This is a genomic window from Gluconobacter sp. P1C6_b, from assembly GCF_018811945.1.
Taxonomy (GTDB): Bacteria; Pseudomonadota; Alphaproteobacteria; order Acetobacterales; family Acetobacteraceae; genus Gluconobacter.
Genome location: NZ_JACRVU010000020.1, coordinates 25,616 through 51,180 on the forward strand (window position 1 = coordinate 25,616; position 25,565 = coordinate 51,180).

The 25,565-nt window shown below is 61.5% G+C and carries 23 protein-coding genes; 8 read left to right on the forward strand and 15 right to left on the reverse strand.

Annotated elements, in window-relative coordinates:
* Window positions 1-169 precede the first annotated feature (169 nt).
* Complete coding sequence (locus KP701_RS12530; RefSeq protein ID WP_215747401.1) at window positions 170-3,103, forward strand: ATP-dependent DNA helicase; 2,934 nt, start codon at window positions 170-172, stop codon at window positions 3,101-3,103.
* Here the strand turns inward: KP701_RS12530 and KP701_RS12535 are convergent.
* The 8 genes from KP701_RS12535 to KP701_RS12570 all read right to left on the reverse strand — a co-directional run bounded on the left by KP701_RS12535 (window position 3,094) and on the right by KP701_RS12570 (window position 12,324).
* Window positions 3,094-4,335, reverse strand: coding sequence for a toxic anion resistance protein (locus tag KP701_RS12535; RefSeq protein ID WP_215747402.1), 1,242 nt, complete (start codon window positions 4,333-4,335; stop codon window positions 3,094-3,096). The two genes, KP701_RS12530 and KP701_RS12535, sit on opposite strands and share 10 nt — an antisense overlap.
* 1 nt (window position 4,336) lies before the next feature.
* Window positions 4,337-5,194 (reverse strand): heavy metal-binding domain-containing protein, encoded by an 858-nt coding sequence (locus KP701_RS12540; RefSeq protein WP_215747403.1) that lies wholly within the window; start codon window positions 5,192-5,194, stop codon window positions 4,337-4,339.
* 51 nt (window positions 5,195-5,245) lie between these two features.
* Window positions 5,246-6,202: a hypothetical protein gene (locus tag KP701_RS12545; RefSeq protein WP_215747404.1), complete on the reverse strand. Its 957-nt coding sequence runs from the start codon at window positions 6,200-6,202 to the stop codon at window positions 5,246-5,248.
* Window positions 6,199-6,585, reverse strand: coding sequence for a hypothetical protein (locus KP701_RS12550; protein WP_215747405.1), 387 nt, complete (start codon window positions 6,583-6,585; stop codon window positions 6,199-6,201). Before KP701_RS12550 ends, KP701_RS12545 begins: the two co-directional genes overlap by 4 nt.
* 161 nt (window positions 6,586-6,746) lie before the next feature.
* A complete protein-coding gene (locus KP701_RS12555; RefSeq protein ID WP_215747406.1) occupies window positions 6,747-9,725 on the reverse strand; it encodes a TonB-dependent receptor domain-containing protein in 2,979 nt (992 codons plus the stop codon).
* 280 nt (window positions 9,726-10,005) lie between these two features.
* Window positions 10,006-11,646 (reverse strand): chaperonin GroEL, encoded by a 1,641-nt coding sequence (gene groL, locus KP701_RS12560; protein WP_215747407.1) that lies wholly within the window; start codon window positions 11,644-11,646, stop codon window positions 10,006-10,008.
* A 50-nt stretch (window positions 11,647-11,696) separates the two neighbouring features.
* Window positions 11,697-11,987 carry a co-chaperone GroES gene (gene groES / locus KP701_RS12565; protein ID WP_024717078.1) on the reverse strand — a complete coding sequence of 97 codons (291 nt, stop codon included), beginning with the start codon at window positions 11,985-11,987 and terminating at the stop codon, window positions 11,697-11,699.
* A 130-nt stretch (window positions 11,988-12,117) separates the two neighbouring features.
* A complete protein-coding gene (locus tag KP701_RS12570) occupies window positions 12,118-12,324 on the reverse strand; it encodes a DUF4169 family protein (protein WP_215747408.1) in 207 nt (68 codons plus the stop codon).
* 42 nt (window positions 12,325-12,366) lie between these two features.
* Here KP701_RS12570 and KP701_RS12575 point away from each other — a divergent pair, with 42 nt between their 5' ends.
* The 3 genes from KP701_RS12575 to KP701_RS12585 are packed head-to-tail and all read left to right on the forward strand — an operon-like array spanning window position 12,367 to window position 14,112.
* Window positions 12,367-13,092 carry a dienelactone hydrolase family protein gene (locus KP701_RS12575; protein WP_252345605.1) on the forward strand — a complete coding sequence of 242 codons (726 nt, stop codon included), beginning with the start codon at window positions 12,367-12,369 and terminating at the stop codon, window positions 13,090-13,092.
* A gap of 8 nt (window positions 13,093-13,100) precedes the next feature.
* Window positions 13,101-13,847 (forward strand): SDR family oxidoreductase, encoded by a 747-nt coding sequence (locus KP701_RS12580; RefSeq protein ID WP_215747409.1) that lies wholly within the window; start codon window positions 13,101-13,103, stop codon window positions 13,845-13,847.
* A gap of 1 nt (window position 13,848) precedes the next feature.
* Complete coding sequence (locus tag KP701_RS12585) at window positions 13,849-14,112, forward strand: hypothetical protein (RefSeq protein ID WP_225198345.1); 264 nt, start codon at window positions 13,849-13,851, stop codon at window positions 14,110-14,112.
* A 63-nt stretch (window positions 14,113-14,175) separates the two neighbouring features.
* On the opposite strand, the gene KP701_RS12590 is transcribed toward KP701_RS12585, so the two are convergent.
* Entirely contained in the window at window positions 14,176-15,066 is an 891-nt protein-coding gene (locus KP701_RS12590) for an S-methyl-5'-thioadenosine phosphorylase (RefSeq protein WP_215747410.1), read from the reverse strand.
* Window positions 15,067-15,340: 274 nt separating this feature from the next.
* On the opposite strand from KP701_RS12590, the gene hemF reads away from it, so the two are divergent.
* On the forward strand, window positions 15,341-16,258 hold the full coding sequence (gene hemF / locus KP701_RS12595; RefSeq protein ID WP_215747411.1) for an oxygen-dependent coproporphyrinogen oxidase: 918 nt from the start codon (window positions 15,341-15,343) through the stop codon (window positions 16,256-16,258).
* Window positions 16,255-17,337: a hypothetical protein gene (locus tag KP701_RS12600; protein ID WP_215747412.1), complete on the forward strand. Its 1,083-nt coding sequence runs from the start codon at window positions 16,255-16,257 to the stop codon at window positions 17,335-17,337. The genes hemF and KP701_RS12600 overlap by 4 nt, the downstream gene beginning before the upstream one ends.
* A gap of 5 nt (window positions 17,338-17,342) precedes the next feature.
* On the opposite strand, the gene KP701_RS12605 is transcribed toward KP701_RS12600, so the two are convergent.
* The gene (locus KP701_RS12605) at window positions 17,343-18,014 is read right to left on the reverse strand and encodes a Smr/MutS family protein (protein ID WP_215747413.1); all 672 of its coding nucleotides are present in this window, start codon (window positions 18,012-18,014) and stop codon (window positions 17,343-17,345) included.
* Between the two features lie 54 nt (window positions 18,015-18,068).
* Here KP701_RS12605 and KP701_RS12610 point away from each other — a divergent pair, with 54 nt between their 5' ends.
* On the forward strand, window positions 18,069-18,278 hold the full coding sequence (locus KP701_RS12610) for a hypothetical protein (RefSeq protein ID WP_024717082.1): 210 nt from the start codon (window positions 18,069-18,071) through the stop codon (window positions 18,276-18,278).
* Window positions 18,279-18,403: 125 nt separating this feature from the next.
* Window positions 18,404-19,609, forward strand: a complete 1,206-nt coding sequence (locus tag KP701_RS12615) for a lipase family protein (protein WP_215747414.1) — start codon at window positions 18,404-18,406, stop codon at window positions 19,607-19,609.
* Between the two features lie 52 nt (window positions 19,610-19,661).
* Here KP701_RS12615 and KP701_RS12620 read toward each other — a convergent pair whose 3' ends face one another.
* The 5 genes from KP701_RS12620 to KP701_RS12640 all read right to left on the reverse strand — a co-directional run.
* The gene (locus KP701_RS12620; RefSeq protein WP_215747415.1) at window positions 19,662-21,170 is read right to left on the reverse strand and encodes a DUF563 domain-containing protein; all 1,509 of its coding nucleotides are present in this window, start codon (window positions 21,168-21,170) and stop codon (window positions 19,662-19,664) included.
* A gap of 218 nt (window positions 21,171-21,388) precedes the next feature.
* Complete coding sequence (locus KP701_RS12625; protein ID WP_252345606.1) at window positions 21,389-22,879, reverse strand: cytochrome-c peroxidase; 1,491 nt, start codon at window positions 22,877-22,879, stop codon at window positions 21,389-21,391.
* 81 nt (window positions 22,880-22,960) lie between these two features.
* The gene (locus KP701_RS12630) at window positions 22,961-23,779 is read right to left on the reverse strand and encodes a site-specific DNA-methyltransferase (RefSeq protein ID WP_215747417.1); all 819 of its coding nucleotides are present in this window, start codon (window positions 23,777-23,779) and stop codon (window positions 22,961-22,963) included.
* Window positions 23,776-24,930 (reverse strand): murein transglycosylase A, encoded by a 1,155-nt coding sequence (locus tag KP701_RS12635; protein ID WP_215747418.1) that lies wholly within the window; start codon window positions 24,928-24,930, stop codon window positions 23,776-23,778. The genes KP701_RS12630 and KP701_RS12635 overlap by 4 nt, the downstream gene beginning before the upstream one ends.
* A gap of 12 nt (window positions 24,931-24,942) precedes the next feature.
* Window positions 24,943-25,565: Tim44/TimA family putative adaptor protein (locus tag KP701_RS12640; RefSeq protein ID WP_215747419.1), on the reverse strand; the 623-nt coding region annotated here is incomplete at its 5' end.

The window sequence follows — 25,565 nt, forward strand, 5'->3', positions numbered from 1 at the left end:
CAATACGACACATTGCGGTTTCACTCGGACGCATCCATTACATTACGAAATATTTCAAAGACTTTTCCGCACTTTCTAACCCCTTGCAGACAGCCAGCTTTCACGTTCCGTTCGCAAAACCCGCAAAACATCCTCGCCGGATTTTTCCCTTCCCGCTACACTGGCGACAATGCCCCGCGCCCCTACCTTTCTCTCGCCATTCGACGCTCCGGCCCTCGTTGCCCGTCGCGGCCTGTCCTCGCTCCTCACCCCGGATGGCGAACTGCTGGACCTCACAGCAGAGGAAACCCGCGAGCGCCTCACCCAGCTTCCCCCGCCGCTTCTGGTCCACGGTCCCGCCGCCCTGCGCGCGCTGGATCTCTCCCCGCTCTCCCAGCCTGTCCCATGGTTCGACCTGCTGGACCTCTTCCTGTTCGTCCGCCCCGCCACGACCGTCGCCCCAACTCCGCGCGGACTGGCCCTCGCTCTCGGCATCGAGCCCCCCGAAACCATCGGCGCGGACCTTCTCCCCGTCCTGTGCGAAACCCTGCTCGACGAACTACGGCACAAGGCCGAAACACCCGAGGGCACGCGCCTCCGCGCCCTGATGGTTCCCCTGACCCGCGCCGGATGGGCTTGGAGCGGCGAAGTCACGGACGTCCTCGGAACTCCGCGAGACACCACGGGCGCGCACCCCTACGAAGCCATCCGCATCTGGAAACGCCTGCCCCGCTGGGAAGAAACTGCTCCACGTCCCGCCCCCGGCAGCCAGCCCGTCTCGCCAAACGCCGCCCGTCAGCGCCTGCGAGACATCCTCGGCGAAAACGCCGAAATCCGCCCCGGACAGGCCGATTTCGCCTCCGTCGCCACAGCCGCATTCGAGCCGCGCGAAAGCATCGGCTCTCCTAATGTCGTCCTCGCCGAAGCCGGAACAGGCACAGGCAAGACGCTGGGTTACATCGCGCCCGCCAGTCTCTGGGCCGAACAGAATGACGGCGCCGTCTGGGTCAGCACCTATACCCGCCATCTCCAGCGCCAGATCGAGCAGGAACTCCGCCGGCTCTACCCGGACGAAACCACCCTGCGGGACAAGGTCGTCGTCCGCAAAGGCCGCGAAAACTATCTGTGCCTGCTGAACATGGAAGATCTGCTCAACGTCGCCACCTCCCGCGGCCCTGACGGTTATTCCGCGCTCCTTCCAATGGCCCTGCTCGCCCGTTGGGCCGAAGCCAGCCGCGACGGCGACCTCATGGGCGGAGACCTTCCCGGCTGGTTCGGCGAACTCTTCGGTCACGGCACACTGTTCGGCGTTGCGGACCGGCGCGGTGAATGCATCCATGCCGCCTGCCCGCATTATCAGACCTGCTTCGTCGAACACGGTATCCGCCGCGCCCGTCAGGCCGATCTGGTCGTCGCCAATCACGCCCTCGTTCTCTCACAGGCCGCATGGGCCGCCCTTGCTCCCCCCGGCCTACCCGACGAAGACACCACGCCCACGCGCTACGTCTTCGACGAAGGCCATCACATCCCCGACGCGGCAGACAGCGCCTTCGCCACGGCCCTGTCCGGCCTCGAAGCCGCAGAACTCCGCCGCTGGCTACTCGGTGCCGAAGGCAGCCGCTCCCGTGCCCGGGGCCTGCAACGCCGGCTCGACGATCTGGTCGAACGTCTTCCCATGATCGACACGCCGCTGCACGCCGCACTTCAGGCCGCCCGCGCCCTGCCCGCTCCCGGCTGGAGCACGCGCCTGCGCCCGCAGGCCGAGACCGAACAGGACCCCGACCTTCCCCCACTGCCCGGCGAAACACCCCTGCTGATCCCGGAAGACCCTGCGCCGGAAAACCCGTCCGAAGCCTTCCTGCGCGCTCTGGACCACCAGCTCCGCGCCCGGCAGACCAAAGACAGCCGCGACGGCTACATTTCGGCGGAATGTGACCTGCACCCCGTCAATGAGGACGTCGCCAGCGCCGCCGAAACTCTCAGCCGTGCCCTGACCCGCCTGCGCGATCCCATCAGGATGCTGGCCGACCGCCTCGCCGCACAGGCCGAAGACGACGCGGAAATGGACGCCCCGACCCGCCAGCGCATCGAGGCCATGATCCGCACCCTCCACCGCCGCGCCATCAGCCGCCTGTCCGGCTGGATCGGCATGCTGGACGCGCTGCAAACACCGCCCGAACCGGACGTCACCCCCACCTTCGTGGACTTCATCCGTACCGAACGCCTGCCCCGCACCCGCGCTACACAGGGCGACCATGACATCGGCCTGTACCGGCACTGGCTGGACCCGACCATTCCCTTCGTCTCGACAATCCAGACACCCGCGCACGGCCTGCTCATGACCTCCGCCACCCTGCGCGACCAGACGGGCCATGGAGACGCCCAGAACGAGGCAAGCTGGCACGCAGCCGAACTCCGTCTGGGCGCCACGCATTTCCTCAAGCCGCCCATCCGTGCCTCGGTCATGAGCCCGTTCGACTACGCCACTCAGACACGTGCCTATGTCATCACGGACGTCTCGGGTGAAATCCCGTCACTTGCCCATGCCTTCCGGGCCCTGTTCGAAACCGCAGGGGGCGGCGCGCTTGGCCTGTTCACGGCCATCCGCCGCCTGCGCGAAGTCCACCGCCGCATCCACGAACCACTGGAAACACAGGGCTTCCCGCTCTACGCCCAGCATGTCGACGCCATGGACAACGCCACCCTCGTGGACGTCTTCCGCACCGAAACCCATAGCTGCCTGCTGGGAACGGATGCCATGCGCGACGGCGTGGACGTCCCCGGCGAGGCCCTGCGCATGGTCGTGTTCGAAAAGACGCCCTGGCCCCGCCCCGACATCCTGCACCGCGAACGCCGCCGCCTGCTGTCGGAAGGCCGTCCCGGCGATTACGACGACCGCATCACCCGCATGCGACTGCGTCAGGCTTTCGGCCGCCTGATCCGTCAGGGCACCGATCGCGGCGTCTTCGTCATGCTGGACCGCCGCATGCCCTCACGCCTGCTCTCCGCCTTCCCCGACGGCGTAGACGTCCGACGCATGCCGCTGGCGGACGCGCTGGAAGACATCGCCCGCTTCCTGCGCCCCGAGGAACAGGAAAACGGACCGCCCCTCCTTCAGGGCTGACCCAAGGGTTGAACGGACTGCTGCGCCAGGCTGCGCATGCTGGTGGCCAGACCGTCCCGAAGCTGGTGCAGTTCCTTTTCCTGCGCCTGCGCCCGCTCGGCCGCGAGCCTGTCATTCTGCGCCATCTCGCCCAGAGCCTGCGTGACCTTGTCCGCCGCCTGCGCCAGTGCTTCCATCTGCCGCAGATCCACACCCCGGCTGGACGCCGTCGTCCGCGCTGCATCAAGCGCACCATCAGCCACAAGACCAAGGATCTTCCGGTCCGCCTCGTTCAGCGCATCGCGGGCCGTAGCCGCATTGCGGTTGTCCACCTGCCCGACCGCCACCGCACAGGCCGCCTTCAGATTGGGAATGGTCTTCGTCAGCGCCGAATGCAGCGCCATGATCCGCGCTTCCGCCGCCTCACGCGTGCTCTTGATCATCGGAATGGTCAGGGCAGCCCGCATCAATCCTTCGCGCTGCTCGCTCAGATGCCCCGAGAAATTCGCCAGACGCCCACGCAACTCCATGACCTCGGCCGCATCCACAGGATCCTGTGTCTCCAGTGCATGCTGCCGCAGCGCCTCGACTTTCCGCTCGCCGTCTTCAAGCGCAAGCTGCCCGGCCGCGATATCGATATTCAGTTCCCGCACGCCATGCCGAAGCGCCTGATACATGTCCTCGAACGACGTAATATTCCGCTTGAGATCGGCAATCGTGACCCGTGCCTTGGCTTCCTGCTGGTCCATCAGGGCGTTGAACTTCTTGCGGTTCTCGGCAAACCCGCCGAGCGCATCCTTCGCGCCCCCCAGCAGTCCACCCATCTTTGCCAGAAAACCACCCGGCGCCCCACCTTCGCCCCGCGCCAGCTTCTGCAGATCCCCGATGCGCAGGATTTTCACACCATCCAGAACACCCGCCGCGATTTCACCCACCGCATCACTTTCGCCAAGTGTGCGCCCGGCCAGCATCCGGTCGGAAACCTTCGCAAGTTCCCCCAGCGCGCCCATGCCATGCGACAGAAGTGTGTTCAGATCCGAAAAATCAATCGTCTCCGCCCGCCGATGGGCCTCCTCAACCATGTCCGCTGGCAACCGGCTGATTTCCACCAGCCGCGGAAAAGCCGGCATCGGCTCCAGCGCCACCTGCGCCGCCCCGCCGGCAACCGGAGCCTCAACCTTCACAGGAGCGGGCGCAGGCTCATCGGCATAAAGATCGCTCAGATCCAGCGGTCTGGTCTCGTCAGCACTCATGTCAGTCATCCAGCGTCAGGGTGAAGGTCGGGTCGATGCAGAAATCCGGGTCCGGCTTACCGGTATCGTACATGGCCGTCCCTACGGCCAGAAATTCCACGATATGATCGCCCCAGACATGTGATTCTTCCCGGAGGGTCGTCCCGATGATCTCATTGGCCCCGACCTCCGCCGCATGAGCTGACATCCGCTCCATGGCGTGCTCGCGCGCCGTGTAATAGGCCTGCGTGAACAGATCGAGTTCCACGCACTGCATGGCCTGCTTGAGCGTCGTCATCAGGCTCCGGCGCGGAATATGCTGCACGCAGCACCCCAGGACCAGATCCAGCGGCTGCCGCCCCGACCGCAGCGCCAGCGCAAAATCCTGTCCCGACAGATCGGACGTGAACGGCCGCCCGTCCGGCCGCCGATACCCCGGATGCCCCTCGGCATGCACGATGGCCGTCCCGAATGCGCGGAACTCCAGCATCCCGCTATCGGCAAGCTGCGAAATCTCCAGCCGCGTTCCCACGATCCCGTCCGCGCCAAGCTGCTCGGCCTCCTCGCGCATGATCTCGACCGCCTTCTCACGCGCGCCATACATGGCCCCCGTCAAATCCGTCAGTTCATAGGACGTGTTGCGGAACTGCGTATTGGCCTGCACCTTCCAGATACTGTTCCCCAGACACAAGCCCAGCGCCCGGAACCCGGCCTGCTCGACAACCAGCAGTTCACGTACGCTGAAATCCGACGTCGCAACCCGCCCGCCAGCAGCCCTCACCGGAGGCACCTCGCCACCCTGCGCCGGTTCCGAAGCACCGCTGCCGCCCCAGCCCGGAGGAAGACTGTCAAAACCCGGAACCTGATCAAAGATACCCATGAGACACCCGCCGCAAAATCCACAAGAACCTGAGGTCAGCTAAAACGCGCCTCAGAAAAGATCACCCAGCCCGTCAAACAGGCCACCAAGCCCCTCGGCCACTTCGCTGACGACCTCGCCGCCTGCCTCAAGCCCCAGAACAGTCGCCTCAACGCGCCCTTCCCCGGCTTCTTCCTCAACCTCAATCCGATTTGAAACTCCCGCAAATAGCGGCCGATGCTGCACAGCTGAACGCACCGTTTCCTCAAGCCCGCAGAGCATCGCAGGCGAAACGGAAGCGTGTTCCCCAATGCGCCGATACCCGAGAATACTCACAGCCGCCCGCACCCGGATCGACTTCACGACACCCCGCTCCGACCGGACCATCAGCCCGACCGTCTCGTCATGTCCCAGCGCCCCGTCCCAGTTCTGACACACCGGATCGTTCCGCAGACTCAGCGCCGCCGCATCCCGGGCCGCCCGCTTCGCCTGCGTCAGAAGCGCGCTCTCCCCGAGCGTCATTGCATCAAAAAAACCTTCCAGAGGCCCCGTATACCGGACCTCCTCCCACGTCCCGACGCCATAACTCACGGGCACGATCCCCGCCGCAAGCGCCACATCCAGCGTCGCCGCATTCCACGGCACGCAGGGAATTACGCCCCGCCCCGCCAACTGCGGAACCCGCACGGCCTCACCATGCAGCATGAACCCCAGCGCACCACCATGATGCTCCAGCCGATACCGCAAATTCAGAACTGCATCCGCCCCCAGCGTCCGTGCCTGCTCACGGACCCGGTCTGTCGCCGTCCGCCAGCCCGCTTCATGCACGGCCTGCCATCCCAGACCGGACTTCCACCAGGTTTCCGCATGAACATTCCCGATCGGTACCATCGCCATCGACGGCGCCAGTAACGCCTGCCGCACCGAACCCAGCCGCACCAGAAGTCGGGGACGCCCCTCCAGTTCATGAAACGCCCGCGATTCAGGGGCCTTTTTCGGACCTGAAGACCACGGAAACAGCCCCATCACGGCTGGAAATCCGTCAGTTCCGCCGCAGCCTGCCCCTCACCCGAAACCGCCAGTCCCGCCTCGTGCATCTTCTGGCGCAACTGCACGATCCAGTCCCGGACAGGAACCTGTCTGCGACTGATGACCACGCCCCGTACTTCATGCGCAATCTCGGCCACCACCGCAGCTCCTTCGCGCCGAAGCACAAACACCCGTGTCTCGAACTGCAGGGAAAGCCCCTCGATCTCAACCGTTCGCTTCAGCCAGCCCCGGGTCCTGCGCGAAACCGTCGTCTGGCGCGGAAAAGCCTGTTCGCAGAACGCGGCGAACTTCTCCAGAAAGCGCTCACGACCGCCCTCGGCTTCCCTGATCAGCGCTGCAAGATCGTCGATATTCCCGCTCATGAGCCCTCTCCGAGATCCCTGTTACATTTCGACAGGTTTCAGCGCCCGTCAATCAGGAAATTACGCCCCCGGAAAATTCGTACAAAAAAAGCCCCCGACCACAAGGGCCGGGGGCTCTTCAGGACCCCGAAAGGTCCAGGCCGTTTTTCAGACTGACAGGATCAGAAGTTCAGACCGGCCTGCAGGAAGAAATAACGTCCCTGATAAAAGCTGCCATAGGTCGCGCCAGCGCTGTTATCCACGCCACTGGCCACGAAAGGAGGCTTCTTGTTGGTGATGTTGTTGATGCCGCTCTCGAAGTTCCACTTCTTCCAGCGATAGGCCAGCGTCAGATCCTGTTCGATCATCATCGGCGTCTTGTAACGGCCAGCCGTCGTGGAGTTCAGGAACTCGGACTGATCGTTCCAGCGCATACCGCCGATGAACTGCACCATATAGGTCGCCGTGAACGCACCATGGGTCCAGCCGAACGTCGCATAGTCACGAACGCGCGGAATACCGTAAGACGCATTGGCGTTGTTCGGACCGCCGGCATACAGCAGCGCACCGGTGTAGTTGGTGAACGCGCCACCCGGAACCAGCTGCTGCGTGTAGTTCAGCAGGTACTGGAAGTTGTTGGACACCGACAGCACATCGTGACGTGCCACACGGATACGGTAGTCGAAATCGAAGTCCACACCGCTCTCATGCAGCGCACCCGTGTTCTGGTTCGTCGCCGTAACCGTATTGATCTGGCCATTCGACAGACGGTTGATCGTATTGCACAGCGAAGGGCTGGTGCCCGTGTAGCATCCATCCAGAATATACTGCGTCGGAAGCGCGCTGATCGTGTGGTTGACCGAGTAGTGCCAGAACTCACCGGAGATGGAGAGGTTCGGGATCCAGCGCGGCGTGATGATCGTACCGAACGTGTAGGTCCGTCCGATCTCAGGCGCCAGATGCGCATTCCCACCACCCAGCGTCGGAACCTGGCCCGTACCGGACTGATGGAACGTGGAGGTGTTGATGCCCTGCTTCGCACAGGTCGCCGCAACCGCCGCCGAAGCAGCACCATACGTGCCGACCTGGCCCGCATCGCACGGATCGTTGGCAAGGTTGTAGCTGAGCGACTGACCGCCATAAAGTTCATAGACGTTCGGCTGACGATAGGACGTGCCGATCGTACCGCGGAAACGGATGTCCTGCGTCGGAGCCCAGTTGATGGACGCCTTCCAGTTCTTCGCCGTGTCCGACGTCGTGCTGTAACCGGACGCACGACCCTGCACGTCAACCGTCAGATCCTTCGCGAGGAAGACGTTCTTCAGCAGCGTCGCCTTGGCTTCCGCATAACCTTCCGTCACGTCGAAGCCACCGCTGGTCGGCAGAACCGTGTTGGTCAGGCTCTGGCCGCTGCTGATCAGTTCGTCAGGCGTGTTGGTCAGCTGCTCGCCACGATGTTCGAAGCCCACCGCAATACCCAGATCGCCGCCGCCCTTCCAGGGCATCGTCGTCACGTGGTTGTTATTGATGCGCAGGTTCCAGTCACGAAGCTGGTAATGCGAATGCGTGTTCGTGTTGTAGTTGACGTAGGATGCGGCCTGGCTGCCCATCGTCCCGAACGGATTGCTGCACCCGAAAGATGGGCAGACCGACGGGTTGTAGACCAGAGCGCTCGTCGCACTGGACGGGTCAACCTGCTGCAGACCATAGGCGTTCAGCAGGTTCGTGTACGAACCCACGTTCTCCAGGTGATCCGTCGACATGTTGGAACCGTAGGTATACGACAGGTCGTAATCCCAGCCGTAGGCAATCTCACCGTTCACGCCCACCTTGGCCGTGACCGTGTCGGTTGCGTTCTCGTCGCGGCGATCCCCGAGCTCCGTCAGACGCTTCGTGATGTCCACGTCCTGACCGAACGGGTTGTTCGGATCATTCGCCGGCACCGTCAGAACGGACGGCAGCGTGCTGGGCTGGACAGAACCGTCAAACGGCTCGGCTGCCATGTAGCTGGAGCTGGTCCGATGCGAGTACATCACATTGGAATACAGGTTGGCGTGCCGGTTGAACTCGTAGTGGAAATCACCCGAGAGGCTGGCATCCTGAAGCTGGTTGATCAGGCTCTGGTGACGACCGTAGTCATAACGGTTGTTCGTGCCCCAGTCGCTGACCGTCTTGCCGTCCGGTGCAACGGCAGCGTTCAGGCCAGATGCGCTCTGGACATGCGTGTAGTTGGAATAACCGGATCCAAAGGTCTCTGCACCCGAACCCACCGGGTTATCGGACAGCTGCACCGGGTTGGCCCAGCTGCGGTCACGCTGCAGGACACCGCCCTGCGTCATGTACTGACCGAACAGCGTCAGGTTGCCCTTGTCATGATCGAAGTTCCAGCCCTTGTAGGCGGAGATCATGCCCGTATCGTTATCGCCCTGCCCGGTGATGCCACCACGGATCGTGATGTTTCCGTCCGAGAGGTTATGACGCATCTTGATGTTGATGACGCCCGATACGGCATCCGCGCCGTACAGTTCGGAACCACCATCCTTCAGGATTTCGACGCTGGCGATCTGCTGGACCGGCAGGGCGTTCAGATCGATGCAGTTCGACTGACCGTTCAGCGTGGCGCGCTTGCCATCGATCAGGACCAGGACGCGGTTGGAACCAAGGTTACGGATGTCCGTGCAGGACGCACCGCCCGTACCGTTGGTTTCCGAGTTGTTCGTACCCGTTCCGCCGATGGATGGAATACGCGCGAAGAAGTCGCTGAGCGTCGTCGCACCCGTCTGCTGGATCTGCTTTGCCGTCACGATCTGGACGGGGTTGGCATTCTGATTGTTCGAGGAGGCCAGAGCCGATCCCGTGACAACCATGCGCTCGGTTCCACCCGAGACACCCTGCGCCTCAAGAAGCGCGGCACGACGGCGGCTGGAGGAAGCCGGCGCGGTCGTGGCGACAGGGACGGCAACAGACGATGTGGCGGCAGGAGCAGCAACAGCGGCTGGCGCACTGCGGGCAGCAGCCGTCGAAGTGGAAGCCTTGTGATGCACAACCTTGTGGGAACGGTGTTCCGGCTGCGTCGAGGAATCGGCAAAAGCCGTCCCGGACAGGGTGCCAACTCCGAGAATTGATGCACACAGCAACAGATGGCGACGAGATGTGTTCATCAAAGAACAAGATCCTTCAGAAGAATGATGGACCCTCTCTAAAGATGTCAGAGCGTTACTGTCACGAAAAATACATACCAGCCATGCTTTTACGGAGCACTTGAATGCAACATGTGTTCTCCACGCAACAGTTATACCCCGCCCCCGTTTTTTCGTTATCTTTCAGCAACTAAATAGGCAAAGAAAAAGCCTCTGACCCGCAGGCCAGAGGCTTTTTTGCAACATCTGGGACCCTCCCTGCCCCTTCCGTGGAAGAGACAGGAAAGGGACCGGACTTCGATCAGAAGTCCATGTCACCCATGCCGCCCATGCCACCCGGAGCAGCGGCCGGAGCCTTCTTCTCGGGGCGCTCGGCAACCATGGCTTCCGTCGTGATCAGCAGACCACCAACCGAAGCGGCGTCCTGCAGAGCCGTACGCACAACCTTGGTCGGATCGATGATGCCGGCCGCGACCAGATCCTTGTACTCACCCTTCTGGGCGTCGAAACCGAAGACATAGCCGTCGTTCTCAAGCACCTTGCCTGCGATGACCGCACCGTCTTCACCGGCGTTGAACGCGATCTGGCGCAGCGGAGCCTGCAGGGCCTTGCGGACGATCTCGCCACCGACGCGCTGGTCGTCGTTGTCGAAGGTCAGACCCTTCAGAGCGGAGGATGCGCGGGCCAGAGCCGTGCCACCACCCGGAACGATGCCTTCTTCAACGGCAGCGCGGGTTGCGTGCAGGGCATCGTCAACGCGATCCTTGCGCTCCTTCACCTCAACCTCGGTGCTGCCACCGACGCGGATGACGGCAACGCCACCAGCCAGCTTGGCCAGACGCTCCTGGAGCTTCTCACGGTCGTAGTCGGACGTCGTTTCTTCGATCTGCGCACGGATCTGGTTGCAACGGCCCTTGATGTCGTCGCTGTTGCCAGCACCCTCGACGATCGTGGTGTTTTCCTTCTCGATGTGGATCTTCTTGGCGCGACCCAGCATTTCGAGCGTAACGGATTCCAGCTTGATCCCGATGTCTTCGGAAATCACCTGGCCGCCCGTCAGGATGGCGATGTCTTCCAGCATGGCCTTGCGACGGTCACCGAAGCCCGGAGCCTTGACGGCAGCGATCTTCAGACCACCACGCAGCTTGTTCACGACCAGCGTGGCCAGTGCTTCACCATCGACGTCTTCGGCGATGATCACCAGCGGACGACCGGACTGCACAACGCTCTCGAGAAGCGGCAGCATCGGCTGAAGCGAGGAGAGCTTCTTCTCGTGGATCAGGATGTACGGGCTGTCGAGGTCAGCCGTCATCTTCTCCGGGTTCGTCACGAAGTACGGGGAAATGTAGCCGCGGTCGAACTGCATGCCCTCGACAACGTCGAGCTCGGTGTGCAGGCCCTTGGCTTCTTCAACCGTGATGACGCCTTCGGAGCCGACCTTCTGCATGGCAGAAGCGATCATCTCGCCGATTTCGGTCTCGCCGTTAGCGGAGATCGTTCCGACCTGGGCGATCTCTTCCGGAGACGTGATCTTCTTCGTGTTGTTCTTCAGTTCGTCAACGACAACGCCAACAGCCTTGTCGATGCCGCGCTTGAGATCCATCGGGTTCATGCCAGCGGCAACAGCCTTGGCGCCCTCACGGATGATGGCCTGAGCCAGCACGGTTGCGGTCGTGGTGCCGTCGCCTGCGATGTCGTTCGTCTTGGACGCGACTTCGCGGACCATCTGGGCGCCCATGTTCTCGAACTTGTCAGCCAGTTCGATTTCCTTGGCAACCGACACACCGTCCTTGGTGATGCGCGGTGCGCCAAAGCTCTTGTCGAGAACAACGTTACGACCCTTCGGGCCCAGCGTTACCTTGACGGCATTTGCGAGGATATCAACACCACGCAGCATACGCTCGCGGGCATCAGCGCCGAACTTTACGTCCTTGGCAGCCATAATTCTTACTCCTGAATGAGGTTCTTACGAGAGGAAACGGGGACGGCTGATCAGCCGATCACACCCATGATGTCGCTCTCTTTCATGATCAGCAGCTCTTCGCCGTCGATCTTGACCTCGGTGCCGGACCACTTGCCGAACAGCACCTTGTCACCAGCCTTGACGTCCAGAGCCACAACCTGGCCCTGCTCGTTGCGGGCACCCGGGCCGACAGAAACGACTTCGCCTTCGGTCGGCTTGTCCTTGGCGGTGTCAGGAATGATGATGCCGCCAGCGGTCTTCTCTTCGCCCGTCAGGCGACGGACCACCACGCGGTCATGAAGGGGACGAAACTTCGTCATGGATCGCTCCATTTATGGCCACACCCTTGTACAAAGCAGCGTGACCGGGTTGCTGCACTCAATGACTGCAGTGCATTTTGGCACTCTCACATGGAGAGTGCCAAAGACATAGTCGCCCCCACCTTCTGCGTCAAGGATTCTCGCTTTCGTCCGAAGGCACCCCGGAAGAAAGTTTCCGCCCGTCCAAAAGCACCTGCATCCGCTGTTTCTCAAGCGTTTCAGCCAGTTTCTGCCCTTTGGTCCGGCCGTGCAGACGACGGTTCGCATCGGCAACCTTCGCATCCTCTACGCTCTTGCGGCGTTTGCGTTCCCGACGGAGATTGATGACGTCGCTCATGGCTCATGGCCTTCCGGGCATTACAAGACTGGATACACAGACATGAAACACAGCCCCTCGGACAACAAAACCCCTGCCTCCAGCGCTGACGGTCACATGGCCAGCCTGACCGCAGCCGATGGCCACAGCTTCAAGGCATGGGAAGCCGGCTCCGCGGAGTCGCCCCTCGCCGTCATCGTCGTGCAGGAAATTTTCGGCCTCACCTCCCATATCCGCAATGTCTGCAACGACTTCGCGGCCGAAGGTTTTCATGTTCTTGCCCCGGCCGTCTTCGACCGCGCAAAGCCCGACGTCATTCTGGAATATACGCAAGCGGGCGTGACCGAAGGTCTCGAACTGCGCAGCCAGATCCCGTCCGAAAAAACCCTCGCCGACATCGCTGCCTGCGCAAAAGCCCTGCGCGACGCCGGCCATAAGAAGGTCGGCATCATCGGCTTCTGCTGGGGCGGCCTCCTCGCCTGGCTCACCGCCACCCGCACCCATGACGTGGACGCAGCCGTGAGCTGGTATGGCGGCAGCATCGGCAACCATGTCGAAACAGCACCGCACTGCCCGGTCGAACTACATTTCGGCGGCGAGGATTCCTCCATCCCCCACACCGAAATCCAGAAGATCCGCGATGCCCGTCCCGAAGTCGAGGAATACGTCTATGACGATGCCGGGCACGGCTTCGGCTGCCCCGAGCGCCCGAGCTTCAACCGCGATGCCCGTGACCTCGCCTGGTCCCGCAGCATCGATTTCCTGAAGTCTCATCTCGAACAGAAGTGAGCCCCACCATGACCACGGACAACATCGCCGGAAAGGTCGTCCTCATCACGGGCGGCAGTTCCGGACTGGGCGAGGCCACGGCCCGTCATCTCGCCGCCCGGGGCGCAAAGGTGGCCATCGCCGCCCGCCGCCGTGACCGGCTGGACGAGATCGTCTCCGAACTCACCGCGCAGGGCCAGACCGCCCGCGCCTACACGCTCGACGTCACGAAGCGCTCCGAGGTAGAAGAAACCGTCGCCGCCGTCGTCCGCGATTTCGACCGTCTGGACGTTCTGGTGAACAATGCCGGTCTCATGGCCATCGCCCCCATCCAGAAGCTGATGGTTGATGAGTGGGACCGGATGATCGACATCAACATCAAGGGTGTCCTCTACGGCATCGCCGCCGCGCTGCCGGTGTTCGAAAAACAGAAATCCGGACACGTCATCAATCTGTCCTCCGTAGCCGGACTGAAGGTCTTTGCTCCGGGCGGGACCGTCTATTCCGGCACGAAATTCGCGGTCCGCGCCATCAGCGAAGGCCTGCGACAGGAAGCCGGCAACACCTTCCGCGTCACCTCCATCGAGCCCGGCGCGGTCCAGAGCGAACTCAAGTCCGGAAGCGGTGACACAGACAGTCGCAAAACCGTGGAAGAGTTCTATAAGATGGCGATCCCGGCGGACTCAGTGGCCCGTGCCATCGCCTTCGCCATTTCACAGCCTGACGACGTGGACATCAATGAGATCGTCCTGCGCCCGACCAGACAGGAGTTTTAAGATGAGCAGCAATCCGCTCAAAGACGATCCCAAGCGCGACGCCGCAATCCGCCACGAAGCGCGCCTCCTGTGGGAAGCCGACGGCAAGCCGGCCTGTGGCCCCGAAGGCTATCTCGAAAAGGCCACCGACCTGATCGCCATCAAGGGCGTCCCCGAGGGCACCCCGGTCAAGGATCTGCCGCCGCCGGAACTCGACGGCGTGGAAATCGACGATGCCCGTGCCGGCATCGACCTGAACGCAGATCCGAACCACAACTTCGACTGATCCCGTCAGCCGAACATGCTTCCAGCCGCGCCCGCATCATGCAGGCGCGGCACTCGCAGGGCCTCAGCCCTGCTTCAGAACACGCCCTGCAACAGCATCCAGCTTGGCCACCAGCTTCGGATCACGGGCGGCAGGCGCCGTAATGATCGCATAATCCAGAGCCCGCTCGGCGCTCGCATCCACCGGACGCTTCTTCCCGAGCACCGGAATAACCGCCTTCACCAGGCGACGCGCATTATCCGCATTCCCCTTCATGACCTTCACGACAGCCTCGACCGTCACGCTGTCATGGTCGGAGTGCCAGCAGTCGAAATCCGTGACCATCGCAACAGTCGCGTAGTTCATCTCCGCTTCACGTGCGAGCTTGGCTTCCGGCATGTTTGTCATGCCCACAACCGAACAGCCCCAGGACCGGTACAACTCGCTCTCGGCGCGTGTTGAGAACTGCGGACCTTCCATCACCAGATATGTTCCGCCCCGCGTGAATGGAATCCCGAGCGACGCCGCCTCGCCCTGCACCACATCCAGCACACGTGCCGAAACCGGGTCAGCCATGCCGACATGCGCCACACAGCCCGTGTCGAAGAAGCTCTTCTCACGCGCGAAGCTGCGGTCGATGAACTGGTCCACCAGCACGAAATGCCCCGGCGGCAGCTCTTCCTTGAGCGACCCCACAGCCGAAAGCGACAGGATATCCGTCACCCCGGCGCGCTTGAGCGCATCGATATTGGCGCGGAAGTTCAGACGCGACGGCGGAATGGGATGCCCCCGCCCGTGACGCGGCAGGAACACGCACTGCACGCCTTCAAAAGTGCCGAACAGCAGTTCGTCCGAAGGCTCGCCCCAAGGCGTTTCCACCCGGCGCCATTCCTTGTTCTCGAGTCCGTCAATATCATACAGCCCCGAGCCACCGATCACACCGATGACGGGCTGGATTTCCTGTTCCGAAGACATGACTGTTCCTGACAGCTGGTTGATCCGCTCGCCCGTTCTGGACCACGAGACGGCCCGACACGCAAGCCTTGCGGCCCGCAAGCCGCGCGTTGCAGCATTCAGAGAAACTTTTTCACAAAACGCTGCCGTTTTTACGAAATGAAAACGTCTTTGCGCCATCGTCCCGCCACGGATCAGCGGCAGGCATGCATCAGCCAACTGTTCGGCAGCGGCGCGATTTGCTAGGACACTGCGCGTAACGAAGTTTTGTCCTGTATAGACGGGGGAAGAAAACATGGACCAGATCAGCCCCGGTTTCGCCGAAACCGTTCGTCCAGACGTGCCACACGACGCCCTCAAGCAGGACGCCAAAGCCTGGTTCGAAACCCTCCGCGACCGCATCTGCGCGTCCTACGAAAAACTCGAAGACGAAGCGGCGGAAGGCGGCTCGCAGGTCCTGCGTGACCGCACGGCCCCCGGCCGTTTCGAGCGCACGGCATGGGAGCGCCCCGAAGGCGGCGCAGGTGTGATGTCCGTCATGCGCGGCCGCGTGTTCGAAAAAGTCGGCGTCAACGTCTCGACCGTCTGGGGCGAGTTCTCCCCCGAATTCCGCAAGAACATCCCCGGCGCTGACGAAGACCCCCGTTTTTTCGCCACCGGTGTGTCCCTCGTCGCCCATCCGTGCAATCCGCATGTCAGTGCCGCGCATTTCAACACGCGCATGATCGTCACGACAAAAGGCTGGTTCGGTGGCGGCGGTGACATCACCCCGATGTTCCCCGAAAGTGCGGAAGCCCAGTCGGATGCCGCCTATTTCCACAAATCCTTCGAAGACGCCTGCAACCGCCACGACCCGGAGCACTATCCCCGCTTCAAGGAATGGTGTGACCGTTACTTCCACCTGCACCACCGCAACGAGCCGCGCGGTCTGGGCGGCATCTTCTACGACCAGTTCTATACCGGTGACGTCGATCTGGACTTTGCCTTCACCAAAGACGTCGGCATGGCCTTCCATGACGCCTACCCCGCCGTCGTCCGCCGCCGGATGTTCACTCCCTGGACAGAAGCCGACCGCGACGCGCAGCTCATCCGCCGCGGCCGTTACGTCGAATTCAACCTGCTGCACGACCGCGGTACCCTGTTCGGCCTCAAGACGGGCGGCAACACCGAAGCCATCCTGATGAGCATGCCGCCGGAAGTCCGCTGGCCGTGAGACTGACCCGACGTGCAGCCCTGAAGGGGCTGGCGGCTCTGACCGGAGCCGCCCCCCTCCTGAATATCCCGGCCCGCGCTGGCACCCTGACGGATGTCCAGCTCCTTCTGGGCGGCACGCTCGCCTCCATCCCCGGCCAGTTCGCGGAACTCGCAAGCGGCTCCCTGTCGCATGCCCTGGGGCTGGAGACGCCCCTCGAACTGACCCCCGACATCGGACAGGATGGCGTCCGCGCCGCCAACCTGTTCGACGCCAACAGCGCGCCTGACGGCAACACCGCCCTGGCCCTCCCCGGCGCCACCCTGCTGGCATCCCTGACCGGCGATTCCCGCGTCCATTACGATTTCGGTCGCTGGATTCCCGTCCTCGTGGCCTCAACCACAACCGTCGTCATCGCACGCGCGGAACTGCACAAGACCCTGCGCAGCCGCCTGACGGGTTTCTTCCATGACCATCCCGTCCGCCTTGCGGTCTCGCATATCGGAGGTCCGGAACTGAACGCCCTGATGGGTCTGTCACTTCTCGGCCTGCGCCCAATTCCCGTGCCAGGTTATGTCGATTCATCAAATGCCCTGACCGCCCTGCATGAGGGCAGGGTCGATGCGGTCCAGATTTCCCCCTACACGCTCGACCGCCCGCTTGATAACGTCCTCGCCAACCTGCCCGAAGGCACGAGCGCGATCTATTACACCGGCGACCTGACCGACACGCATGCGACGACCATTCCCATTTTCATGGAAGCCTACCAGCAGGCCCGGCACCGCCCACCCGAAGGCCCGTTCTATCATGCCTGGCAGGCCGTTTCCGCCGCCGCCGATACAGCCATGGCCGTCGCCCTGCCCATGCTGACTCCACCTGAAATCGTCACCCTGTGGAGCCACGCCTGCTCTGCGGTCGGGGCGGATTCCGGCATCCGGCGCTGGGCCGATCTGCATCATTTCAAACTGGCGACTGGCGACAATGCCGCCCCGTTCCTGTCACGGACGGTCCCGGATCTCGGCGCCACGCTGGCCCTGCGCCGCTGGCTCGCCGTCAACACGCCCCGCTGGCGCGAAGGGCAGGAAACCCGCCACATCTGACAGGATCAGCGACGGCGCGTCTTCAGCAGAATGCGAACAGACCCATGATTGGCCGCATGGGGATGCACCACGGCCAGCACCATGGACCGCAGATCCCCCCGCTGAAGCCACATGGGCAGCTCGCGCCGGATCAGCCCGCTGGTCTGTCCGCTCCCCAGCCCCGTCACGACTTCCACACAGCGCCAGTTCCGCACCCGTGCCCGCTGCATGAAATCATACAGCCGCTCGAACGCTTCCTGTACGACATAACCATGCAGATCGAGCCGCGCATCGACCTTCATCTGCCCGCGTGACAGACGCTTCCAGCTCGTATCATCCAGCCCCGGCGCACGAACGCCAACGGCAAGCTCTGCCGGACGTGACACAGGCTTTTTCGGCTGGACCGGCACAAAGGAACGCCGGGAGACCACGGGTGTCGGGCGCGCAGCCTCCGGCATGGGCCCAGGCGGTTCGGCCTTCGCCACAGGCATCATGCGGCGTGGAGCGCGCGGAGAGCGCAACGGCTTGATGTCACGGACAACCATCCGCCACAACGTCGCCTCGTCCTCCCTCAGATCCCGCTTCGCCACACCATCCTCGCTTGCTGTCCCACCCGCATTGCCTGATCGGGCACGCAGGTCCCGAGCATGTAACGGGTTCCAGCGCCATTGAACAATGTTCTTTCGGGATTTCGGCACTTACGCCGCACTGATACGTTTACTTTCAGGTTTCATTTCCGAGAGAGCAGACCCATGAGCCATCTCACACAGGAAGAACGCGACAGCCTGCCCGACAGCGCCTTCGGCCTCCCCGAAAAACGAGCCTACCCGATCGACACCCGCGCCCGCGCCAGCAACGCCAAGGCCCGCGCCACGCAGGAATACGAGCGCGGCCTCCTCACTGCCGAAGAGCGCGACCGGATCGACAAAGCCGCTGACCGCCGCCTCGCTCAGGACGACTGAACCGAGACGACAGACCACGGGCACCATCGGAAATTCACTTGACCTTAAGGGCCATAGCGTCAGTCTCGCCAGCACCGGGCATGAGAATGTCCGGCCTGCAAAGCCAGACTGAACAAGGATTTTCCATGCCCCTGCCTCCCCTGCGCAAATTCATTCCCCTGCTTGCAGGCACGGCCCTCTGCGCCGCTTCGCTCACAAATATGGCACACGCGGCCCCGTCCGGTGTCCAGAAGCCCGGAACCCTCACTGCCTCGGCTCCCCTTGCCGATGCCCTCGGCCTTCCGGATTCCGGGCGCGCCCTGCGCATCACCTATCTTTCGACCAACGGCATCACCGGCAAGGGCCTCGTTCCCGTCACAGCCGAAATCATCCTGCCCGCCGGTCCGGCTCCACAGGGTGGCTGGCCAATCGTCGCCTGGGCCCATGGCACTGTCGGTGTGGATGACAGCTGCGCGCCGTCCCTTAATCCCGTCAGCGATCGCAACCGCACCTATCTGTCCGCCTGGATGAAGCGCGGCTTCGCGATTGTCGCCACAGATTATCAGGGCCTCGGAACACCCGGCACCCATCCCTATCTGGACACCCGCGTCGAAGCCTACAGCGTCCTCGACAGTGTCCGCGCCGCGCTCGCCAACGTCCCGGACCTGAAAAACCGGATCATGATCGTCGGTCAGTCACAGGGAGGCGGCGCGGCCGTCGCCACAGCGTCCTACGCACCAGTCTATGCGCCTGATCTCGACATTCGCGGCACCGTCGCCACCGGTGCGCCTTATGTGACACCCGAACTTCTCGGTGGCCTGCTCAAAGCCGCTTCACAGCCCGGCGTCGGCTACAGCCCGCTCATCAATTACGTCTTCTACCTTGCCGCCGGACTGGAAGGGCGCGATCCGCATTTCCGCCCCGAACAAGCCTTCACCCCCAAAGCGCTCCCGATCTATCACAACGCCGCCCATGAATGCCTGACGTCCCTGTCCCGACAGACGCAGGAAGCCGGCCTGACCCTGCAGAACAGCCTCCAGCCGACCTTCCTCAAAGCCATGAGCCCGGCCCTGAAAGCCATGGCGTTCCCGACCCTCAAACTGGCGCAGCCGCTCTTCACCGGCACCGGTACGGAAGACCGCGACGTGCCCCCCGCCCTTCAGCTCGGTCTGGTCAAAGCCGCCTGCGCGGCAGGCTCAACCGTTCAGGCCCATCTCTACAAGGGACTGGACCACAGCCAGGTCGTAAACGGCTCCCTGCCGGACTCCGCCGCCTTCACGACAGCCGTCATGACCGGCCAATCCGTCACCCCGCAATGCAATCCCGTCCCGGAACAGGCGGAAGGGAAATAAAGCTTCTCCCTGATCCCCAATCAGTCATCACGATTGTCAGAAGAGAAAAATTCTACTGACAATCGGAGCCTTCAAACCGATGAAGCGCATTCTCCAGACAGGGAGCAATCGCCAGGCACCCCGCCACATCTCCCGTGTCAGAAAGATAAGCCAGCGCCTCCAGAAGACCTTTCAGGTCACCGGAAAAATCCGGATATTCCACAGGTTTCAGTCTGAACAATTCCCAATCATTAACATGCTCCGCATCGCAATGAAGATTCTTCTTTAACTCGGGCGGCAATGCTTTGAGCCATTTACCATTTGCCGGATTGCGAAATCCGATACCATTTTCTTCTTCAGAATTCAGATATGATATGACTCTTGTCTCTCTCAATTCTTTTTCTATGAAAAATGGCGGCAAAGAGGAATGATTTGCAAAAATAAATGACTTATTACCCACTGCGGCGACAAGAACGTCATAATCCCCAGCTTCCTTCACATCTCTCGAAAGAAGAATATTTTCCCGACCTGCAAAGAAAATATTCCCTCTGTTTTTCCGTTCCAGAAATCCCAGGCCCAATTTTTCTATTATTGTTTTCCAATATGCACTTGATCCGGCAGCATTCACCAGAAATTCTGCAAGCGTGGAAGGATCTACTTTAACTTCGCTGTATACATAGCGTATCTCGGACTCATGCGCCGCATCCATCAATTCGTATGAACGCGCAATAGGTCGGTCTTCCGGGCAGATGGCTATGCCTTTCGGCGCCCCCGCAAAAATCGACGTATGAAAAGCCGAGCCAATAGGCCCTATGACAATATTCTCGTTAAATATCTTGATCTGATCGGCAACAGACAGGTCTTCAGGCCGAACAACCTTTACTCCACGAACCGAAAGTTCGGCACAGAGATCCTCTTCGTCACAGGGTAGACGACTATTGTAGAGAGAACTGACCCTGGAGAGATACACCATCCCTTTGAAATCAAAGCTGCTTTCCTGGACCGCCTTCAAGGACAGCGCTTTCAGATATTTTGCATAGCCCGTATAAACAAAGCCATCTTCAGAAAAAGCCTGTCCCGGTATGGTCATGAAATCAAATCTTAATGGCACACGGGGAATAATAATCTGTTCTTTCCGGACGCCTGCATAACGAAGCAGATCGACCATCCAGGACTTGGAAAAAATCTCTTCAACGGTCATGTCACTATGGAAAAGCACCAGCGTTTCCGGTGAACATTCCCTTGAAAAATACCAAAGGGTGTTCAGACATTCCGTGATGAAATGACCGTAATGGTCGCCAATACACCCCCCATACACGACAGGCCGGTTCTGGTAAGAGGCTGCCTCTCCATTTTTCTGTGTCGTCAGAGCCTGTGTTTTCAATACAGGCGGATAACTTGAAAAAAGAGCGTTTCCCAGGATCTGTCGTCCTGTTTCATCAAATAACCCAAAGTCCTTGTCCAAACCGCCCTCCCGCCGTGGAACGTAGAGAACATGACGCCGCTCAAAAACTTCCGGGAAACCCTCTATAACAGAACCAGAAATATCATATTTGATGCAATCCTTGATATAATCACTCATATCATATCCTGTTCTGAAATAGTTTTATTCCAGATCGATAGCGAAGCTGTTCTCCGCTGTCCATATCACTTATTAAAGCTCATCAAGCCGTAAACAAACGTTTTCAGCCACGAGAAGAACTGCTTGATACAAGGCGATCCATATTAACGGTTCTGTATATATAAAAAAACCGGAGAGGTTTCCCTTCTCCGGTTTTTTACTAGATAAAGACTAAAGCGTCAGTTCGGGGAACCAGAGCCCGACACAGGAGCCTGTAACGGCTGGTCAGCCGCCACATCCTTCAGCGGAATGCCTTCGTACTTGCCCGTCAGCGTCTTGAGGAACGCCACGATATCCGTGACATCCTGATCGGCAATGTCATGATCCGGCGTCTCGTAACGGGCCATTTCCCGCACGACCTGCTCCAGCGTGGTGGCCGAACCGTCATGCAGCCACGGCCCCGTCAGCTCGACATTGCGCAGGTTCGGAACCTTGAATCGCTCCTTGTCGCCTTCCCGATGCGTCACAGCCATGCGGCCTTCGTCCGCAGCCGTCAGCTTCGTGTGGCGGTTCTCGAAATACGGACCTTCCAGCCCCAGGATCTCATAGGCGTCGCCACCCACGGCAATACCGCTATGGCACCCCGAGCAGCCGATTTCCTTGAAACGCTCATAACCGCGCTTCTCCTGCGCCGTAATCGCCTTATCATCGCCCTTCAGATACAGATCGAAGCGGCTGTCCGGGGTAATCAGCGTCTTTTCATATTCCGCAATCGCCCCCGTGATCGTGTCCTTGTCAATCTGGTCGGAGCCGAAGGCCGCATTGAACTGCTCGGCATAACCGGGCGTGGTGCGGACATGCTCGGATACCGTGTTCCAGTCATGCGACCCCATTTCCAGCGGATTCATGACCGGCCCGGCCGCCTGCTCCGCCAGATCTTTCGCACGCCCGTTCCAGAACTGCGCCATGCTGAACACGGCGTTATAGACGGTCGGAACATTGATCGGCCCCTTCTGCCCGCCAATGCCCGTCGCGGTCGTCAGGTTGTCCACGCCACCCTTGTTCAGACCATGACAGCTTGCGCAGTTGAGCGTGCCATCACCCGACAGCCCCTTATCGAAGAACAACGCCCGGCCCAGCTCGGCCTTCTTCCAGTTCACATCCACGCTCTCGGGGATCGGCTGGATCGGTTCACTACGGAACTGCGCCGCCACACCCGGCGTCGCATAGTAACGCTCACGCTGCTCACGCACCCATTTCAGAATGTCCGCACGCTGCTTCTCGTCCAGATGCGCATGCGGATGCATCAGCAGATAAGCCGCCGGCGGCATCCGGTTCTGCGTGATGACTTCCTCAATGCGGGAAAGCTGCTCGACGGAAGGCGGCTTGCCGTCCTGCAGGGCCGTCAGAACCGGCGCATATTCGAAATGGCGCTGCCCCTGCACCAGGTCGCGCTTCATGATCTGGTTGGCCAGCGGCAGCTTGAAATAGAACGGCAGTTCAACATTCTGCGTATGGCAGTAATCGCAGCGCACTTCCCGAAGGGCCGCAAACGCCGCCATGGCCGTCGGATCCTGACGGGTCGGGCTGCTGGCGGGCAACTGCGGTGCTCCAGCATGATCGAAATGCTCAAGATAAGTGACGGTCCCGCCCCAGGCGACAACGCCCAGCGCCACCAGACCGGCAATTCCCTTTGTAATCGTGCTGGAACGCACCACTTTTCTCCTCATACTCACGGTGTCGTGATAATGTCGAAAAGTGACATGCAAAGTCAAAGTGATTGAACCTGTTAGAAAAACAGGTGTTGTCGATTAATCCTCGTCCTCATGATCGATCGCGGCCCGCACCCGCTTGCGCGCTACGTTCACATAGGACGTATCGGTATCAATCCCGATCCCTACACATCCCATCCGCTCCGCCGCTACCAGCGTGGTGCCCGACCCCATGAACGGATCAAGCAGAACGCCCCCCGGCCGCAGTCCGTGCAGCCGGATGCACGCCTCGGGAAGCGCCACCGGGAACGTCCCCGGATGGCTGAACTTCTCCTTGCGGCTGCGCACGGTCTCGTAGGGAATGAACCACGTATCGCCACGGCACCGTCGGTCCGTGATGTGCTGCCGCCGCACGATATTGCTCTTGTCCGTAAACGGAACACCCGCATCCAGACGCGACACCGGCACATTGCCCGTCTTGGTCAGATGGAACACATGCTCATGATTGCGATTGACGAAGCGCGCCGAATTCAGCGGCTTGAAATGCCCGTAAGTAATCTCACCCACCGAAATCGACTTGATCCAGGTGATGTGATTCTGCAGCACGAACAGCTTACGCAGGCGCGTCATCAGCTCAAACGGCATCCATGGCTGTGAGGACGACCCTGCAATGTTCAGGAAAAACGACCCGTCATCCTTCATCACCCGGCACAGACTGGTGCAGACATCCTCCAGCCAGTCCAGATACGCATCCTCCGGCAGGCGGTCTTGATACGTCCGGTACGGCACCCCCAGATTATACGGCGGAGACGTCACCACGACGTCCACACTCTGCGACGGCATCCGTCTGAGAACCGTCGTGCAGTCCCCACGGATCAGCGTATGGACACCGAGCTTCTCCCGGCGACTGCGGATCATTGCGCCCCAGAACCCGTGGGAAAGTCCGCAGGCGGCCGCGGCAGAAACAGCACCATCCGGCCATGCGCATGCAGGTTCCCCGCCACAGACTGCGCGGTCGCCCCCCAACCCGTAAACAGATCGGCCCGACCGGCGCCCTTGATGTCCGTCCCGATATCCTGCGCAAACACCAGATGATCCCAGGTCACAGGCTGACCCGCCCCATAAGGCAGCTTCGTCTCAACCCACAGCGGCATCGCAAACGGCACCACGGACCGATCGACCGCCACGGAACGCCCGGCCGTCAATGGCATCCCAAACGCCCCTTTCGGCCCCTGCGCCAGATTGCCGTCATCACGACGGAAAAAGACGTAATTCGGATTACGCTCCATGACGGACATCATCCGGTCCGGATGCGCCTCAAGCCAGTTGCGGATGCTGTCCATGCTCACACCATCTGTCGGCAGTTCACCGTCCTGCACCAGAACACGCCCGAGCGGCACATAAGCCTGCCCGTTGCGCCCGTCATAGCTGACACGCACCTGCCCGCCATCCGGCAGGATCAACCGCCCGGAACCCTGGATCTGAAGGAAAAACAGATCCACCGGGCTTTTCAGCCAGGCGATCTCAAGTCCCTGTCCCGCCAGCGCGCCGCCATCAATGGCGGCACGGTCATAATACGGCGCGAACTGCCCGTTGACCCACCGCCCGCTGACCATCTGGCCATTGGTCGCCTTCGCCCGCACCAGATCGCGTGGACGACCATAGACCGGCGTCTGATAGGCCCCGCCGCGCGTCAGAGACGCCGGGATCTGCGGCTCGAAATAGCCGGTATAGAACGCATCCGTCCCCACCTCGTAAGGCTGGAACCACGTCTCCAGATACGTCCGCGCATCCGAAGCCGTCGCCAGCGCCGCGCAGGCATTGCTCCAGTCGGCAGCATGACGCCCATAGGTGATGGCCTCGCTCCCGCCAAGCACCGTCTCAGGCGGCAACTGCGACAGACGATGGCACTCATCCCGCAGCAGCGGCATCAGGGACGTGAAATCCTCCTGCTCCCATCCGGCGAGCGAGTCATATCCGACAGGAGAGAGCGAAAGCGACGAGGGCGCATTCTGCGGCGTGCATGCGCACAGCGCGCCAAGCGTCAGCAGGGTCAGCAGTTTCTTCATCGGAGAACGCGATCAGGCCGGACGCGATGCCGCCAGACGCCACCGCGCGTCGGACTGGCCCGCCACACGCTCGAACAGCCACAGATCGTGGAACTCGGTCACGGCCTCGGTCCCGACCAGCGGCTCACCCTCACGATCCGTGAGGATATTCACCTGACGCGACACGATCTTCACTTCGATTCGGCCAACCCGCGCCCCGTCTTCCCCGGACACCAGCATCGCATCCAGAATAGACAGGCTTTCGATCCCGCGCAGATCGCTCCGCTGCGTCTCACCCGCCTGTACCCGTGCATCAATCGCGGCGGAAAAAGAATCCATGGAGGCCGGGGTCAGCAGCTTTTCCAGCGCGGTACGGTCGCCGACCGCAAAAGCCGGAACCACCTGACGAAACGTCCCTTCGGCTTCCTTCAGGAAAGCATCGGGGGAAAATCCCGGGAAAACAGATCCGATCTCACCCAGAACCGTTCCGACCCGCGTGGCAGGCGCCGGAATTTCATACGCCACATCCGGCACCGCCTGATCGGACACCCCGGGAGCAGCCCCCGGTTTCCCTGCGACCTGCCCCGGCAGCGGCGGCGGAACACTCGGACGTGCGGCATCCGGAGCCGCCCCCTTCTGTGCCCCCGGCCCAAACC